Here is a 16,834-nt window from a genome sequence, read left to right as displayed (position 1 = left end):
ACTGTAAATACTAATGCGGCCATAAGCATAGAACAATAGCCGCAATGATCTGACCAATGGTGTGGTATCCCCCGTCAATAAAACTGAGAATGGTTGGTTTGCTTTGATACAAATAGGAAATGCTGATCCCTGTAGCAGCAAAACAGACTCCTGTTGTAAGGCCAAGTTTTACTCCAGACATCCATCTTGACAACCCTAAACGGTAAACTAAAATTGCTAACCCGATACAGACTAAAAATTCCAGGATAAAAGTAAATGCCATAATGCCTCCGACGCCTTTTTTTGCATCGGGGTTATTCATATCAACACCGGTACTTTTTATCCATGTGTTTGCAAATAATAATTTGGAATACCATAAAGCGCCTAACATAAAATAAGCAACGGCTGCAACAAGGATGGCCAGCCAGTTGAGTTGGGAAAGAAAGGAAGTGTCCATTATCAGAGCGTTTTGGTCCTGTAAAAGGTAAAACTTATTTCCGGATTTTAAAAGATATAATTCTTTTTAATCCATTGTAAGTAAAAATCCCCTCAGCAAAAAACTGAAGGGATTCCAAAAATCTTATTTGATAAAGCTATAGCTTTTTGATCTTAATATTTCTGAACCATACATTATTTCCATGATCCTGTAACCCGAGTTTTCCTTTTTTAACCGTACCAAAATCAGGATGAGCTTTAAATTTACTGCCAGCAATCATTTTTTTCCAGTTATCATCCCACATAGTAGTAGAAACAACGTTTTCTCCGTTGAGCCAAAAATCCAGTTTGCCATTCAACGATTTTATTTCAACATGGTTCCATTCCAGAGCCGGTTTCACTGTTACTTTTGAAACGGTGATCAAATCGTATAGGCTCCCTGCACGATGTGTAATGTATGCTGTATCAGGATGACATTTATTATCCAGTATCTGCATTTCGGGCCCTGTTTGCCATCCCCAGGTATATTTAGCAGTATCTTCTGTGATGAAAATAATAATGCCGCTATTGCCGCATGTATCAATTTTCCAGTCTAGTTTTAAATGAAAATTATCATAAGCAGAATCGGTAACAATATCACCACCGCCTTTTATCTGCCAGTTTTCCTTTACTGATGCATCAAGCTTCAATAAACCGCTGTCAATTTTCCAGGCACTTCCGGTTGCAGTATCGCCATATTTATGCCAGCCTTTGGTAGATGTACCATCAAACAATAACTGCCAGCCTTCTTTCTTTTCCTCATCAGTCAAAGAATTAATTGCAGATTCTTTCTTGATATCTTCTTTTTCTTCAGATGATTTATCAATACAACTGTTCAGGCAAATTGCCAGCACAGGAATAACTAATAATTTTTTCATGCTTATTTATCTTTAAAAAGTAAAACGTATTGTGCCAGTGCTTTTGCATCATCCATAGATAGTGCTGAGTGTGGGGCCATCGGTACTTCACCCCAATTACCGCTGCCACCTGCAATAATTTTATTAGCAAGATACTGTACAGCTGTATCCTTACCCGCATATTTTTTTGCTACATCCTTATATGCAGGGCCGGTTAATTTCTCATCAATTTTGTGACAAGTGAGGCAGTCGTTTTGTGCAATCAACTCAAGTCCTTTCTGATATACAGGATTACTACTCATATCATCGCTTTCAGCTTTTTGTTCGGTTGCAGCAGGTTCTTTCTTTTCTTCTTTTTTGTCGCCGCCCCCGCATGATGCGATCATGCCAGCAACCGTAAATAATAAGAATATTTTCTTCATGTGTTTAAATTTTGTTTGCAAATGTATTTAATTCATTCCTAATATCCTTCTATTAAACTTTTCATCACTGGCTTGTCCTGCAAAATCATCAAAAGCCTTTTCTGTAACTCTGATTATATTATTCTTTATAAACTCCGCTCCTTCTTTGGCGCCATCTTCCGGATGCTTGATACAGCATTCCCATTCCATTACTGCCCAACCAGTAAAATTATATTGTGTCAGTTTGCTAAAAATGGATTTGAAATCAACCTGCCCATCACCCAATGAACGAAAACGGCCTGCACGATTTATCCAATCCTGGTAGCCGCCATATACACCCTGTTTACCTGTTGGATTAAATTCTGCATCTTTTACATGAAACATTTTTATTCGGTCATGATAATTGTCGATGTATTCAAGATAATCCAGGCATTGCAAAACAAAATGTGATGGATCATATAACAAGCAAGCTCGTTTGTGATTATTTACTTTTTCTAAAAACATTTCGTAAGTGATCCCATCATGCAGATCTTCTCCAGGATGTATTTCATAACAAACATCCACACCGCATTCATCAAATACATTCAGTATCGGCAACCAACGATCAGCTAACTCTTTAAAACCTGTTTCCACCAAACCTGCAGGACGTTGAGGCCAGGGGTAAATTGTTGGCCATAATAATGCGCCGCTGAAAGTTGCATGTGCATTCAATCCTAAATTCTGTGAAGCTTTTGCTGCATACTTTAATTGCTGCACCGCCCATTCTGTTCTTGCTTTTGGGTTTTTCTTTACAGCATCCGGAGCAAAGCCGTCAAACAGATCATCATAAGCAGGATGAACAGCGACTAGCTGCCCTTGAAGATGTGTTGACAGTTCAGTTATTTCCAAACCACAGTCATTTACGATACCTTTTATTTCATCTGCATAGGTTTTACTCTCAGCCGCTTTTTGCAAATCAATGCAGCGTCCATCCCATGATGGAATTTGCACACCTTTAAAACCCAAGCTCTTTGCCCAAAGACAAATTGATTTAAAATTATCAAACGGTGGTTTATCACCCATGAACTGTGCAAGAAAAATCCCCGGGCCTTTGATTGTAGTCATTTGCTGTAATAAATTTTATTTTTTGTGAATGGTCAATTGTCAATGGTGAATAAGAATACTATCAGAAATGTATTGCCAATTCACCATTCACAACTCACACCTTAAACTCTGTCCATTTTTGATCTGATTTACCTGAAGCAACTACACTCTCAATAAATGCCATGCCTCTTATACCTTCATCTACTGATGGAAAATCGAGCCATTCATCTGCCGGTTTTTCACCATTTGCTTTTGCTTTAACCGTCAACACAAAGTTTCTGTAAAGGTTTGCAAATGCTTCAAGATAACCTTCCGGATGACCAGCTGGAGTACGGCTGTTATGTGATGCGTATGAACTTACATAGCCTGTACCTGCTCGATAGATCTCGGTAGGTTTATCAAGCCATTTTAACAATAATGTGTTCGCATCTTCCTGTTTCCATTCCAATCCACCTTTTTCACCATACACTCTTATTTTAATACAGTTTTCTTCACCAGCGGCAACTTGTGTTGCCATCAATACACCGGTGGCTCCATTATCAAATTTTATAAACACTCCCCCATCATCATCAAGCAATCTCCCTTCCACTACCACATTCAGGTGGGCGCATAAATGTGTTGCCTGGGCTCCTGTTACATATTCTGCCATATTAAATGCGTGGGTACCGATATCACCCATTGCACCGGCTATGCCGCTACGTTTTGGATCGGTACGCCATGAAGCCTGCGCATTGCCTTCGCTTTCTTTTAATGTACTCAACCATCCCTGGGGGTATTCTACATATACCTTTCTTACTTTTCCAATCACACCATTCTTTATCATTTGTTTTGCCTGCTTCACCATCGGGTAGCCGGTGTAAGTATGTGTTAGTAAAAGAGTAAGCCCGGTTTGTTTTACTTTTTCTTTTAATTGTTTTGCCTGCTCTAATGAAAAAGTTATGGGCTTTTCAATAGCTACATTAAAACCATTATCCAATGCCATCATTGCCGGATCAAAATGGGCGAAGTTGGGAGTAACAATGCTTACAAAATCCAATCGCTTGTCTGCAGGCATGGCCGCTTCTTTCTCAAACATGGTTTTATAATCCGTATAGATCCTGTCCTCATCGAGATACAAGCTTTTACCGGAATCAATAGCTATGTCTGGCTTGATGCTGAGTGCACCAGCAACGAGTTTTACCTGTCCATCCATATTAAAAGCAAAGCGATGAATAGCGCCGATGAATGCATCCTTGCCACCGCCGATCATACCCATACGCAGTTGTCTGTTGATCATGATGAATATTTATTTAAAAATTTGGATAAATATAAGATTAAAAAGTTTTCAGAATTATTTTCACTCTTATTACGCATGAACTAACGAATAAAGCATTACAGCAAACGGTTGAGGAAAACTTTTACAGTATTAATAGACAATGAATAACAAAATACTTTACATTTAAAACCTCTATTCTTCATCAAACCAAACGATATGCAAGCCGTAAACAAGAATCAGCTTTTTGTTGCCAGTTGCCTGGCATTATTAGTTACATCACTTTCTTTTGGTATCAGGGCCGGTATTCTCAACCGGTTGGGCGTTGAGTTTTCATTAGACAAGGCAGAATTGGGAACTATAGCCGCTACTGCATTCTGGGGTTTCCCGCTGGCGGTTATCATCGGGGGAATGGTTGTAGACATAATCGGCATGAAAAAACTTTTAGTGCTTGCATTTGTTTTTCACATGGCGGGAATATTGCTCACCATCTTTGCCGGAAGTTTTGGCAATCCTTTCTGGGCATTGTTTATTTCCACTTTATGTATTGGCATTGCAAACGGTACAGTTGAAGCTGCTTGTAACCCGCTGGTCGCTTCGTTATACACTGATGATAAAACTACAAAGCTGAATCATTTTCACTTATGGTTCCCCGGCGGTATCGTGATTGGTACATTGCTGGTTTATTTCCTTGATAAAGCCGGCATTGGATGGCAAATACAAATGGCATTGATGATCATTCCCGCAGTTCTGTATGGCTACCTGTTCTTAAAACAAAGTTTCCCGGTCACTGAAAGAGTAGCAAGTGGGGTAAGTACCGGCGAAATGTATAAATCATTAGCTAATCCGCTTTTCATTTTTATGATCATTTGCATGTTTGGTACTGCAATAACAGAACTTTTTACCGGCCAATGGATAGAATTATTGCTTAAAAACGTCACGGAGAATTCAATACTTATATTAACGGTTACAACAGGTGTAATGGTTATCGGCCGGGCATTTGCGGGCCCGGTTGTTCATAAACTTTCCCCTCAAGGAGTACTGCTTTGCTCTGCTATTCTTGCGACAATAGGCTTATACTTATTAGGGCATAGTTCTGGTAATATGTTGTTTTTTGCTGCCTTAATATTTGGCGCAGGAGTTTGTTATTTCTGGCCATGTATGCTTGGTTTCGTATCTGAGTATTTACCCAAAACAGGTGCCGTAGGATTAAACCTGATGGGTGGTGCAGGTATGTTTGCTGTTTCTATTTACACCATGTTTATGGGCGGAGTATATGATAACCTGATTTCAAAACAACTACCTGAAGGCGCCGACCTGAAAGTATATAATGGACCGGAAGCAACACAGCAAATGAAAGATGCGCTAGGAGCAGCCAACAAAGCCGCCGGTCCGGAAGTGATCAACACAACTTTGATAATACCGATCGTTTTAATAGTTGCTTTTGCAGGGCTCTATTTATATATGCGTAATAAGCCTAAGCCAACATTGGCTGCTGCACATTAATATTAAAAGACAGCATGAAAATCTCTACAGGAGTTCAGCTTGCGATAATGATGTTTCTCCAATATTTCATTTGGGGTGCATGGTATGTAACTATGGGTACTTACATGGGAGAACATTTTAAAGAAACAGGAATTGATAAAACCATCGGACAAGCTTATTCGGCATTAGCTATTGCAACAATGATCTCTCCTTTTTTTGTAGGAATGATAGCTGATCGGTTTTTTTCAGCGCAACGTATCATGGGTCTGCTTCATCTATTAGGCGCTGCATTATTATTTATAGCTACAAAAGTTGGTGACAGCTCAACTTTCTACTGGATCATTTTGTTTTATTCATTGCTTTATATGCCGACAATAGCCTTATCAAATAGTATTGCATTTTATCAAATGAGTGATGCCGGCAAGCAATTTCCATGGATCCGGGTATTTGGAACCCTGGGTTGGATCGCAGCAGGTTTGATCATTGGCTTTTTAAAAATAGAACCGACAACTACTACATTTATGATCGCTGCAGGGGTTTCAGTCGTTTTAGGCTTATTTAGTTTTATGCTCCCAAATACCCCGCCTAAAGGTAAACAGGCTGGTTCTGCTTCAAGTGCATTGGGAACAGAAGCATTTGTCTTATTTAAAAGCAAACCCTACCTGATATTTTTCATTGCTGCCATTCTTGTTTGTATTCCATTATCATTTTATTACGGTTGGGCTAACCCTTTTCTAAATGAATTAGGCATGAATAACGCTGCCGGCAAAATGACGATCGGGCAAGTTTCAGAAGCAGTTTTCATTATCGCCATACCTTTTTTGTTTAATAGAATAGGCGTAAAAAAAATGTTGTTGATGGGAATGACCGCCTGGCTACTTCGATACATCTGCTTTGCTTATGGAAATACTGATGCCAATATCTGGATGCTTTATGCAGGAATTATTTTACATGGTATCTGCTACGATTTCTTTTTCGTAACAGGTTATATGTACACAGAGAAAAAAGCGGGAGAAAAAATTAAAAATGCAGCACAAGGGTTGTTCACCTTTGCTACTTATGGAGTTGGCATGTTCATAGGCACATTAGTGTCAGGCGAGGTCGTTGGTAGCTATAAAATTGGAGAAGGCCATGATTGGAAGAGCATTTGGTTCGTGCCTGCTTATATAGCATTAGGAGTACTTATATATTTCATTTTATTCTTTAAGGAAAAAAGGCAGATACGAGTAGCTGGCTTACCAGAAAATGACAGTATTCCTGAAGTTTAGAGCAATTACAATTTGTAACTTTGGAAAACGATATGCTAATATGAAAACATCAAACCGCAGAGAGGCACTGAAAACAATGGCAACGGGCAGCATTGCTGCTGCTGCATCTCCCCTTTTATCTTCCTTCTCAAAAAACGAAAAAGTGGACGAACATTATACCCTGAAGGGAAATATCAATCATTCCGTAACGCAGTGGACTTACGGCTTTCTTTCATTGGAAGAATTATGTGTGGAAGTAAAGAAATTAGGATTGAAAGCAATTGACCTGTTATCGCCAAAAGAATGGCCGACAATAAAAAGCCACGGACTTTATTGCTCCATGTGCTATACGGCCGGAAAAAGAAGCCTGACAGAAGGTTGGAATAATAAAGACAATCATGAATGGCTGATCAAAGATTATACAGAAGCAATTCCGCTGGTCGCTGAAGCAGGCTATAAAAATCTTATTTGTTTCAGTGGCAACCGCAAAGGCATGGATGATGAGACTGGCATGAAAAATATGACTGAAGGCATTAAAAAGATCATTGGCCTGGCCGAACAAAAAGGAGTTATTGTACAAATTGAAGTATTCAACAGTAAAATTGACCATAAAGACTATATGGCTGATAAAAGTGCATGGGCTGTTGAACTGTGTAAACGGATCGGATCGCCCAATTTTAAAATACTGTATGATATTTATCACATGCAGATAAATGAAGGCGATGTGATAAGAACGATCCAGGATAATCATGAGTATTTCGGTCATTATCATACGGCAGGAGTTCCCGGCAGGCATGAGATCAATGAAACACAGGAATTATATTACCCTGCCATTATGGAAGCAATTTTAAAAACAGGTTATACAGGTTATGTGGCGCAGGAATATATACCAACAGGAAAAACAAATGATGAAAAAATTGCGGCGTTGAAAGATGCAATTAAAAGATGTGATGTGTGAGGACGTGAATAGTGAATGGTGAATAAGTAGAGTCTTTATTAATTCACCATTCACGATTGACCATTGACAAAAAAGTTGAATAGAATTACAAGTCGTACAAGAGTGCGACGCAACAATAGTTTAATAGTAGCAATACAGCCGTTAACAAAAAAAATCTTAAATAACAAATCAACGATAAAACATGGCAGACAATAACATTTTCGATGCGATCGTAGTTGGCTCAGGTATCAGTGGTGGCTGGGCAGCTAAAGAACTTACAGAAAAAGGCCTGAAAACAATTATGCTCGAACGTGGCCGTCCTCTCGAACATATAAAAGATTATGAACCGAGCAACCGACCGGTCTGGGAATATCCTCATCGTGGCGGACGTACACAACAAATGATAGAAGATTATCCAAAACTTAAGAGAGATTATCCGCTGAATGAACGCAATCTCCATTACTGGGCCAGTGATAAAGATTGTCCTTATACTGAAACAAAGCGTTTCGACTGGTATCGTGGCTATCATGTAGGTGGCCGTTCTCTTATGTGGGGCCGTCAAAGTTATCGCTGGTGTGAAGAAGATTTTTTAGCCAATGAAAAAGACGGTATCGCTACTCCATGGCCAATCAATTATAAAGACGTAGAAAGCTGGTACACTTATGTTGAAAAATTCGCAGGCATACAAGGCTCATATGAAAAATTGGCTGTATTACCTGATAGTCATTTCTTACCCGCAATGGATCTGAACATTGTAGAAAAAGATGTAGCTGCAAGAATAAAAGCATATTATAAAAATCAAAGAACTTTAATTATCGGACGTACTGCACATGTTACTGCTCCTTTAGCAGATAGCCCTCAACGTACCAAATGTCAATACCGTGATATGTGCTGGAATGGCTGTCCCTTCGGAGCCTATTTCAGTACACAGTCATCTACATTACCTGCTGCAATGAAAACAGGCAATCTTACACTGCGTCCGTTTTCAATTGTAAAAGAAGTTATTTATGATAAAGAAACTAAGAAAGCAAAAGGTGTACGGATAATTGATGCAGAAACAAACGAAGTGAAAGAATATTTTGCAAAAGTTGTTTTCCTATGTGCATCGGCTTTCAACTCCACATGGATACTGATGAACTCGGCAACTGATATCTGGCCAGATGGTTTGGGCAGCAGCAGTGGCGAGTTAGGACATAATGCAATGGATCATCATTTCCGCGTTGGCGCAGGTGGTGAAATAGAAGGCTATGAGGATAAATATTATTTCGGTAACCGCCCTACAGGATTTTATATACCACGGTTTAGAAATTTTGCTGGTGATAAAAGAGATTATATCCGTGGCTTCGGTTACCAGGGCAGTGCAAGCAGGAACGGATGGGGACGTGATGTAAAAGAACTCAGTATCGGTGCAGAATTAAAAGATGCACTCAGCGAACCGGGTGATTGGAGAATAGGCGCTACAGCATTTGGCGAAATGCTTCCTTATCATGACAACCTGATCAAGCTGAATAAAGATGTAAAAGATAAATGGGGATTGCCTGTTCTTGATATGAGTGTAGAAATAAGAGACAATGAAAAAAAGATGCGTGTAGATATGATGAATGACCTGAAAGAAATGTTTGAAAATGCCGGCGTAAAAAATGTAAAAACATTTGAAAGCGACTATGCACCCGGCATGGGCATTCATGAAATGGGAACTGCCCGCATGGGACGTGATGCTAAAAACTCAGTATTGAACGGCAATAACCAGGTATGGGATTGTAAGAATGTATTTGTTACTGACGGAGCCTGTATGACATCAGCATCATGTGTAAACCCGTCATTGACCTATATGGCACTTACAGCAAGAGCTGCTGCATTTGCTGTAGATGAATTGAAAAAACAAAATATATAAAACCCCTAAATCCCCTAAAGGGGACTTTAGAGCCTTATAGCTATAATGTCATTAAAGAATCCATATAAAAAGGGTGGTATGTTCGAAGGTGCATCACATTTAATTTTCGAGCATGCCAAAAGGTTAAGAAAAAACATGACAGAGGCAGAGAAAATTCTTTGGATGTATTTAAGAGATGGAATAAACGGATTTAAATTCAGACGGCAACATCCAGTAGGAAACTATATAGCAGATTTCTTTTGTCATAAAGCAAAGTTGATTGTTGAATTAGATGGTTCAGTTCACAATAACGAGGATGTAAAAAACAACGATATACAAAGACAAAATGATTTGCAATTATTGGGTTATAACATTATCAGGTTTAATAACGATGATGTATTCAAAAACGTAGAAAAAGTGATCGAACAAATTCAAAAAAAAGTAAACAATATTATTAATAACAAAGCTCCGGGTATCGGAGTCTAAAAGCCCCCTTTAGGGGGTTTGGGGGTTTATTATATGAACAGAAGAGAATTAATCAGAATGATAGCCGTTGTAACCGGCGGAGTTGTTATCGGTGGCGAGTTTTTAGTAGCTGGTTGCAAAAACCCCGATGCGGGGCCGGGGACTACATTCAGCGAAGATGATATTGCTTTCCTGGATGAAATAGCAGAAACAATTTTTCCAAAAACAGCAACAGCCGGTGCTAAAGAAGCTAAGGTTGGACAGTTTATGACGGTGATGGTCAATGACTGTTATAAAAAAGATGACCAGGAAGTATTTCATGCCGGAATGAAAGAGCTTGACAAGGCATGTAACAAAATGCATAGCCATGATTTTATGAAAGCTAGTCCTGAACATAGAAAAGAATTACTTGTCTCAATTGAAAAGGAAGTAAAGGATACAAATGAGCAAAGAAAAGCTGAGTTTGAAAAAATGCAGGATGATCTTGAAAAGAAAGCGCAGGCCAATGGCGATACAAATTTTGAAAGAAAAACGATGCCAGCTCATTATTTCACCATGATGAAACAATTGACAATACTTGGTTACTTCACTTCAAAAGAAGGAAGAACATCAGCTACAAGATATGAGCCGGTGCCCGGTAAATATGTTGGCGACCTTGATTATAAAAAAGGTGATAAGATTTTCACGGCTTTGAATTAATCAATTTTGAAATCAATACACATGAAAAGAAAAGAGTTTTTGAAAATGGGTGGCGGGCTTGCATTAGCAGGTCTTGCATCTAATAATGCATTTGCTTCTTTTATGAATAATGAAGAGTTTAAAAAAATAAAGAAGTTTGGCTTACAGCTTTATACTTTAAGAGATGATTTTCCAAAAGATCCGAAAGGGGTGCTGAAACAAGTTGCTTCGTTTGGATACAAACAGTTAGAAAGTTTTGAAGGACCAAATGGAATTTTCTGGGGAATGACGAATAAGGAATTCAAATCCTATATCGGCGACCTGGGCATGGAGATCGTTTCAAGTCATTGCGATATCAGTAAAGATTTTGAAAAGAAAGCAGCCGAAGCAGCGGAAATAGGTATGAAGTACCTGATCTGTCCTTACAAGGGTCCGCAGAAATCAATTGATGAGTTCAAAAAATTTGCTGATGAGTTTAACCAGAAAGGCGAAATATGTAAAAAGAACGGTATCCGTTTTGCCTATCACAATCATGATTACTCATTTGTAGATATGGGAGGTGAACTGGGACAGGATGTAATGATGAAAAACACAGACCCAAATCTTGTGGATTTTGAATTGGATATGTATTGGGTAGTTACTGCCGGTCATGATATAGAAACGTGGTTAAAGAAATACCCAAACCGTTTCCGCTTATGCCATATTAAAGACCGGAGGAAAGATTCAAAAGAAAAGGCTGACAGTTGCGATCTGGGCACAGGCAGTATTGACTGGCCAAAAATCTTAAAGACAGCACAAAAAACCGGGATGAAATATTTTATTGTTGAGCAGGAAAGATATGATGGAACTACACCACTGAAAGCTGTAGAGGCTGATGCAAAATATATGAAAGGGTTGAGTATCTGATAGCCATTGCCTAATAACTTTCGCCCTTTGTATAAATAAAAACAGTGAAGCCGAAAACTGCATTTTAAAAAAGTAAGCAACAAACTTATTATTATGAAAAAGACTATTTTTTCTCTTACACTTTTACTCTTTGTATTAGATTTATTTAGTCAAGAATCAACAAATCTCAAACATTCCAGAGACTATTATCTGAAAAAAAGTAAAAATCAAAAAACAGTAGCCAATGTATTTCTGGCCGGGGGAGCTGCGTGTATACTGACTTCTTTATTGATCCCAAAAGGGGAAGAGCTAGCACCCTCTGGCTTTATTTATGACAGACAATATAAAAATGAAAATATAAAAAATACGTTTGGGGGTATTGGTTTTCTCTTTATACTAACGAGCATTCCGATATATTTGGCATCGTCTAAAAACAAACACAAGGCAATGCGGGCAACAACAATTAATTTCAATAATCAAAAGATATATTTCCTAAAACAAAACTCATATGTTTTTAAAATGCAACCCTCATTTACTTTGAAAATAGGATTATAATGGTGAAGACCCCGGCGGGACATAAAGCTGTAGAAGCTGATGCGAAATATATGAAGGGATTGAGTATTTAACCAACTTTATAGCAGATTTGGGTTATATTCCGAAAACATAACCCAAAAAGTTAAAAATTTGGGTTACATTAGCCTGAAATAACCCAAATACTAATACAAATGGTTTCCATTCTTCCTCCCAAAAAAGAAGTAGAAACAAAAGCTGTATTGCGAAAAGCAGCATCAGCCCATAAGGCACTGGCCGAACTGAAAGGAATTATTACTAGTATTCCCAATCAGAATATTTTGATTGAAACGCTTACACTACGTGAAGCAAGAGAAAGTTCTGCCGTTGAAAATATTATCAGCACATTTGATGAAGTGTATCAAAGCAACCTGGCAGCCGGCCACTATGCAACTCCGGAAGCTAAAGAAGTGCATCTATATGCACAGGCATTAAAAAAGGGGTTCAAATTGGTTAATGATTCTGGAGTGATAAAGAACAATCAAATTCTGAAAATCCAGGAAATAATAGAAGGCAACAATGCCGGATACCGCAAACTGCCCGGAACAAGACTTTTAAATGATAAAACAGGGGAAGTAGTCTACACACCACCACAGGAATATTCGGAGATTATCAAACTCATGAAAAATCTTGTTGATTTTATAAACGATGATACCCTGATGGATGCTGACCCGCTGATAAAAATGGCGATCATTCACCACCAGTTTGAATCAATACATCCTTTTTACGATGGAAACGGACGAACCGGACGCATCATTAATATCCTGTACCTTATTTTAAAACAATTACTCGATCTGCCGGTGCTTTACCTTAGCAGGTATATTATAAAAAATAAAAACCGTTATTACCGGTTGCTGCAAGAAGTGAGGGAAAAAGACAACTGGGAAGATTGGATATTGTTTATGCTTGATGCAACCGAACAGACTTCAAAAGAAAGCATTGTTTTGATCGGCCAGATAAAAAATCTCATGTTTGATTATAAACAGAAACTAAGAACGAATCTTCCTAAACTATACAGCCAGGATTTATTGAATAACCTTTTCATGTATCCCTATACAAAAATCGAATACCTCCAGCTGGATCTGGATATCAGCCGCAATACATCAATCCGCTACCTGGAAGCTATTGCTAAAGAAAAGCTGGTTGTTAAAAAGAAGATCGGCCGGGATAATTACTACATTAATCAGTCATTGTTTAATATTCTGGCTGGAAATAAGTAACTAGCATAATAGCTGGTAGGAAGTATATGAAGGGGTTGAGTATTTAGGCCTGTTCAAAGATCTACATAATATGCCACGGGCAACGACTTAAAGTATTCGTTGCCCTTTTTTAATATTATACAATCAAAGCCGATAACAACTCCGGGATCAAGATTTTTTAATGAATACTTTTTCTTATCACTTTCAAAAATTCCGATTTCGGGAGACACTCTTGCACCACGGTTGCCACGTTTATATATTTTTGCCTGCAGATCATTCCAGTTGATAAAAAACCCGACGATCTCATATGATTTGTTTGAAACAGTCAATTCAAATTTTCTTTTAAAAAACTTCTTGCTAATTGCTTTCTTCCCTCGCATGCCTTTTATATATACCGAATCATTTTTAAGTAAAGAAAAATTGACGGAACATTTAATTGGTTCTGTTTTTTGTGAAAATCCCAGGAGAGGAAATTGAACAAGTGCAATTATGAGTAACAGCTTTGTTTTCATAGCTAATACTATTACAAAAAACGGGCAGCTTGCCTGTCTTATTTCTTATTTCAAATAATATTTAAAAGAGAATAGTAAATATTCATATTAACGGGTGATTTATCCTAATAAACTATTCGAGGTGCAAATACTTGCTATTTCCTGTTGATAATTCAAGATTTGTATTTGTTTCATCCGGAAGCTGATTTTGATTACCGTTTAGTATTTATTCGGAAAGCTGTATTTTGTATACCAACAATGGCATAAACGCTATGAATTTTATGAAGCTCTATTTTATTCTAGTTACAATTATTTTACTTGCCACTCCTGAAACAAAGGGCTACGATGGTTTTCGGCTATTAAATAGCAATGAAAATATCTCCACTTGTCGAAAAGCAATTGAAACTTACAACTCATTAGCAAATAGTTTTAGTAAAGGAGTTTATATATACTCCGCAAAACGGGTTCAAACTAGTTACTCAGATGGAAAGGCAAAGTATAAAGTAAAAGGGAAAAATAAATCTATTCAGTTTTTGATAAATTTCACGCATATCAAGTGTGATGAAAGCGAAAATGGTACCTATGTAATAACCAAAGAAGTATTAGTCGAGTGGAGTCGGTGGTTAAATTCTAATTGCAAGGAAGAATCCGAAAGGATAATACTAATAATGGAATAACATTACGCCGTTGTTGGTATGCGAATTAAATTCATTTTCAATACCAGGACTCTTTACCAACAACCTCTGTATAGTTAGTTTTCTTAATTTCGTGTTGTTGGTGCTGCGAACTAAAACTGCCAGCGAATAAAAACAAAACACCAACAACGGCGTAAAAAAAGTTTTCGGTTGACAGACTAGCCCTGCCCGTTGGGCGCAATTTTAGATGAAACTCAAAATATTAATAATATCATTTACCTGCTTATTATTAATGTTATTGACTCCTGCCTGTAAGGATAAGCAAACAACTCTTCTCTTGCAAAATGGTCAGATAGCAATTCTAACATGTTACGAGAAAGATAAATTATTATATGAGGTTCAACTATTTCAGGATTCGACATTTCGCATACCCAAGAAATATAGTGTAACCGAATCCTCAGGCGGTACTTTCAGCCGGAGCTTCACACGTCTGTATTTTAATACTACTAAAGGTCGGAACGAATTGTGCGATTTTTATTACGTCGACACAGTTCGCCGGACATTTTGGACAAACAAGGGTTGTGGAGACAAGCAAAACCTTAAGATGGAAACTTGGAAGTAATTGCCCTTAACAAGATAAGAAAAGTTTTAAAAAAATGTTTCTCTTTGAAAGCCCGAAAACTTTCGCATATTTTTGAGTTGGGAGCTATTATTCAACCAGACATTCAAGATGAAGAATTGGAAGGAACTTTCTAAAGAAAACGAAGACCAAGTATGGGAAAATTTCTACAGACTATTTGATTTTAATCCAAGTATAAATGACTTCCCCGGTATTAAGACTTCATTGCCACAGAAAAAATTCACGATCGAAAAATATTTATTAGACCAAACAAATCTTGAGAATTTAGAAAAATTGGCCTTGGAGTTATTTAAAAGTATCTCTAAGGCAGATGAAAGACTTTACGCTTTGGATTGGCAGCACCAGTGTTTCGATTTTGATCCACGACAACAAATGGAGAGAAATGAATTTGGAGAATGGTTGATTCCAATTCTTCCCAATGGTGATTATTATATTTTTTTGACAAAAGACTTTCAAAATGTATGGTTTGGACATCCATGGGAAGAAACAATCACATTAATTGGAGACGACTTAGTAAAAGAATTTGAAATTCGAAAGACCACACTCTAAAACAGCGTCCAACATGAACTGTGTAAAAAACAAAACCCTTTTATCCAATCACCGTATTCCAACCATGTTCATCATTCGCTACACCACTGCGTATTGCATCTAATCTTCTTTTTAAACGAAACATAATGTTCTGGTCATTATAAGCAGGCAAATGATAATTCTTTCCTCCTATACCAATTGTATCAATCGGGGCAATCACAGCCGCAGTACCTGCACCAAATGCCTCAGTGATCGTTTTATTTTCAAATGCACCCATAATTTCTTCAACGGCAACAGGCCGTTCTTCTACTTCTACACCAATATCTTTTGCCAATGTCAATAAAGAATCTCTCGTCACACCATCCAGTATCGTTTCTGATGTTGGCGGTGTTACCAGTTTACCATTAAAAACAAACATCAGGTTCATCACACCGCTTTCTTCAATGTATTTATGCTCATTTGCATCCGTCCACATTACATTATCATAACCTTCTTCTTTAGCCAGTTTGGTAGGGTACATAGATGCCGCATAATTTCCACCACATTTTGCAAAACCGGTTCCGCCTTTTGCTGCACGGATATAGTTGGTTTCAATTTTTACTTTAATTGGTTTGGCAAACAACTGCCCTACCGGTCCTGTGAAAATGATAAAGCGATATTCATTTGATGGATTTACACCAAACTTTGCCTCGCTTGCAAACGAGAACGGACGAATATACAGTGAGCCTTGCTCAACACCCGGTACCCAATTTTTATCCAATGAAATGAGTTGCTTCATTCCTTCTTCAAAAATTTCATATGATATTTCGGCCATACACATCCTGCGTAGCGAACGGTTGAAACGTTCAAAATGTTTTTCCAACCGGAAAATATTGATACGGCCATCCGCCATTCGAAAAGCTTTCATCCCTTCGAATACAGTTTGTCCATAATGTAAGGCCAGCGTAGCCGGACTTACCGAAAGATTACCGAACGGTACGATCTGGGGTTCTTTCCACCCGATAGCCATCGGGTCATCAAAATGAAAATCAGAAACAAGCATATGGTCTGAGATATGCTTGCCAAACTCAATATGGTTAAAATCGAGTTCTTTTAATTTTGAGTTCTTAACTCTTGTGGTTTTGATCTCTGTTAGCAATTCCATGTTGATTCTAT

The 16,834-nt window shown here is 38.0% G+C and carries 18 protein-coding genes; 11 read left to right on the top strand and 7 right to left on the bottom strand.

Features of this window, described 5'->3' with window-relative positions; translation table 11 throughout:
- Window positions 1-10 precede the first annotated feature (10 nt).
- The 5 genes from E6H07_14495 to E6H07_14475 all read right to left on the bottom strand — a co-directional run bounded on the left by E6H07_14495 (window position 11) and on the right by E6H07_14475 (window position 4,049).
- A complete protein-coding gene (locus E6H07_14495; protein ID TMI62619.1) occupies window positions 11-436 on the bottom strand; it encodes a DUF1761 domain-containing protein in 426 nt (141 codons plus the stop codon).
- Between the two features lie 136 nt (window positions 437-572).
- Window positions 573-1,331 (bottom strand): DUF1080 domain-containing protein, encoded by a 759-nt coding sequence (locus E6H07_14490; protein TMI62618.1) that lies wholly within the window; start codon window positions 1,329-1,331, stop codon window positions 573-575.
- A gap of 2 nt (window positions 1,332-1,333) precedes the next feature.
- Window positions 1,334-1,732, bottom strand: a complete 399-nt coding sequence (locus tag E6H07_14485; protein ID TMI62617.1) for a c-type cytochrome — start codon at window positions 1,730-1,732, stop codon at window positions 1,334-1,336.
- Between the two features lie 27 nt (window positions 1,733-1,759).
- The gene (locus tag E6H07_14480; GenBank protein ID TMI62616.1) at window positions 1,760-2,815 is read right to left on the bottom strand and encodes a sugar phosphate isomerase/epimerase; all 1,056 of its coding nucleotides are present in this window, start codon (window positions 2,813-2,815) and stop codon (window positions 1,760-1,762) included.
- Between the two features lie 94 nt (window positions 2,816-2,909).
- Window positions 2,910-4,049, bottom strand: a complete 1,140-nt coding sequence (locus tag E6H07_14475) for a Gfo/Idh/MocA family oxidoreductase (protein TMI63077.1) — start codon at window positions 4,047-4,049, stop codon at window positions 2,910-2,912.
- 216 nt (window positions 4,050-4,265) lie between these two features.
- On the opposite strand from E6H07_14475, the gene E6H07_14470 reads away from it, so the two are divergent.
- From E6H07_14470 to E6H07_14430, 9 genes are all read left to right on the top strand, one after another.
- Window positions 4,266-5,552: an MFS transporter gene (locus E6H07_14470; GenBank protein ID TMI62615.1), complete on the top strand. Its 1,287-nt coding sequence runs from the start codon at window positions 4,266-4,268 to the stop codon at window positions 5,550-5,552.
- A gap of 14 nt (window positions 5,553-5,566) precedes the next feature.
- On the top strand, window positions 5,567-6,799 hold the full coding sequence (locus E6H07_14465; GenBank protein TMI62614.1) for an MFS transporter: 1,233 nt from the start codon (window positions 5,567-5,569) through the stop codon (window positions 6,797-6,799).
- Window positions 6,800-6,839: 40 nt separating this feature from the next.
- Complete coding sequence (locus E6H07_14460) at window positions 6,840-7,736, top strand: TIM barrel protein (GenBank protein TMI62613.1); 897 nt, start codon at window positions 6,840-6,842, stop codon at window positions 7,734-7,736.
- A 181-nt stretch (window positions 7,737-7,917) separates the two neighbouring features.
- Window positions 7,918-9,609 carry a GMC family oxidoreductase gene (locus E6H07_14455; protein ID TMI62612.1) on the top strand — a complete coding sequence of 564 codons (1,692 nt, stop codon included), beginning with the start codon at window positions 7,918-7,920 and terminating at the stop codon, window positions 9,607-9,609.
- 78 nt (window positions 9,610-9,687) lie between these two features.
- A complete protein-coding gene (locus E6H07_14450) occupies window positions 9,688-10,074 on the top strand; it encodes an endonuclease domain-containing protein (protein TMI62611.1) in 387 nt (128 codons plus the stop codon).
- Window positions 10,075-10,107: 33 nt separating this feature from the next.
- Window positions 10,108-10,752, top strand: coding sequence for a gluconate 2-dehydrogenase subunit 3 family protein (locus E6H07_14445; protein ID TMI62610.1), 645 nt, complete (start codon window positions 10,108-10,110; stop codon window positions 10,750-10,752).
- 21 nt (window positions 10,753-10,773) lie between these two features.
- Window positions 10,774-11,637 (top strand): sugar phosphate isomerase/epimerase, encoded by an 864-nt coding sequence (locus E6H07_14440; GenBank protein TMI62609.1) that lies wholly within the window; start codon window positions 10,774-10,776, stop codon window positions 11,635-11,637.
- A 93-nt stretch (window positions 11,638-11,730) separates the two neighbouring features.
- Window positions 11,731-12,171, top strand: a complete 441-nt coding sequence (locus E6H07_14435) for a hypothetical protein (GenBank protein ID TMI62608.1) — start codon at window positions 11,731-11,733, stop codon at window positions 12,169-12,171.
- 170 nt (window positions 12,172-12,341) lie between these two features.
- Window positions 12,342-13,406 carry a Fic family protein gene (locus E6H07_14430; GenBank protein ID TMI62607.1) on the top strand — a complete coding sequence of 355 codons (1,065 nt, stop codon included), beginning with the start codon at window positions 12,342-12,344 and terminating at the stop codon, window positions 13,404-13,406.
- Between the two features lie 53 nt (window positions 13,407-13,459).
- Here E6H07_14430 and E6H07_14425 read toward each other — a convergent pair whose 3' ends face one another.
- A complete protein-coding gene (locus E6H07_14425) occupies window positions 13,460-13,897 on the bottom strand; it encodes a hypothetical protein (GenBank protein ID TMI62606.1) in 438 nt (145 codons plus the stop codon).
- A gap of 260 nt (window positions 13,898-14,157) precedes the next feature.
- On the opposite strand from E6H07_14425, the gene E6H07_14420 reads away from it, so the two are divergent.
- Together E6H07_14420 and E6H07_14415 are read left to right on the top strand one after the other, a co-directional pair.
- Complete coding sequence (locus E6H07_14420) at window positions 14,158-14,553, top strand: hypothetical protein (protein ID TMI62605.1); 396 nt, start codon at window positions 14,158-14,160, stop codon at window positions 14,551-14,553.
- A gap of 688 nt (window positions 14,554-15,241) precedes the next feature.
- A complete protein-coding gene (locus tag E6H07_14415; protein ID TMI62604.1) occupies window positions 15,242-15,700 on the top strand; it encodes a DUF2716 domain-containing protein in 459 nt (152 codons plus the stop codon).
- 40 nt (window positions 15,701-15,740) lie between these two features.
- On the opposite strand, the gene E6H07_14410 is transcribed toward E6H07_14415, so the two are convergent.
- Window positions 15,741-16,829 (bottom strand): branched-chain amino acid aminotransferase, encoded by a 1,089-nt coding sequence (locus E6H07_14410; protein ID TMI62603.1) that lies wholly within the window; start codon window positions 16,827-16,829, stop codon window positions 15,741-15,743.
- Window positions 16,830-16,834: the final 5 nt, after the last annotated feature.

This window comes from Bacteroidota bacterium (assembly GCA_005882315.1).
In the GTDB taxonomy this organism is placed as follows: domain Bacteria; phylum Bacteroidota; class Bacteroidia; order Chitinophagales; family Chitinophagaceae; genus VBAR01.
The sequence above is the reverse complement of the archived record's forward strand: the minus strand, read 5'-3'. Positions and strand labels throughout refer to the sequence as shown.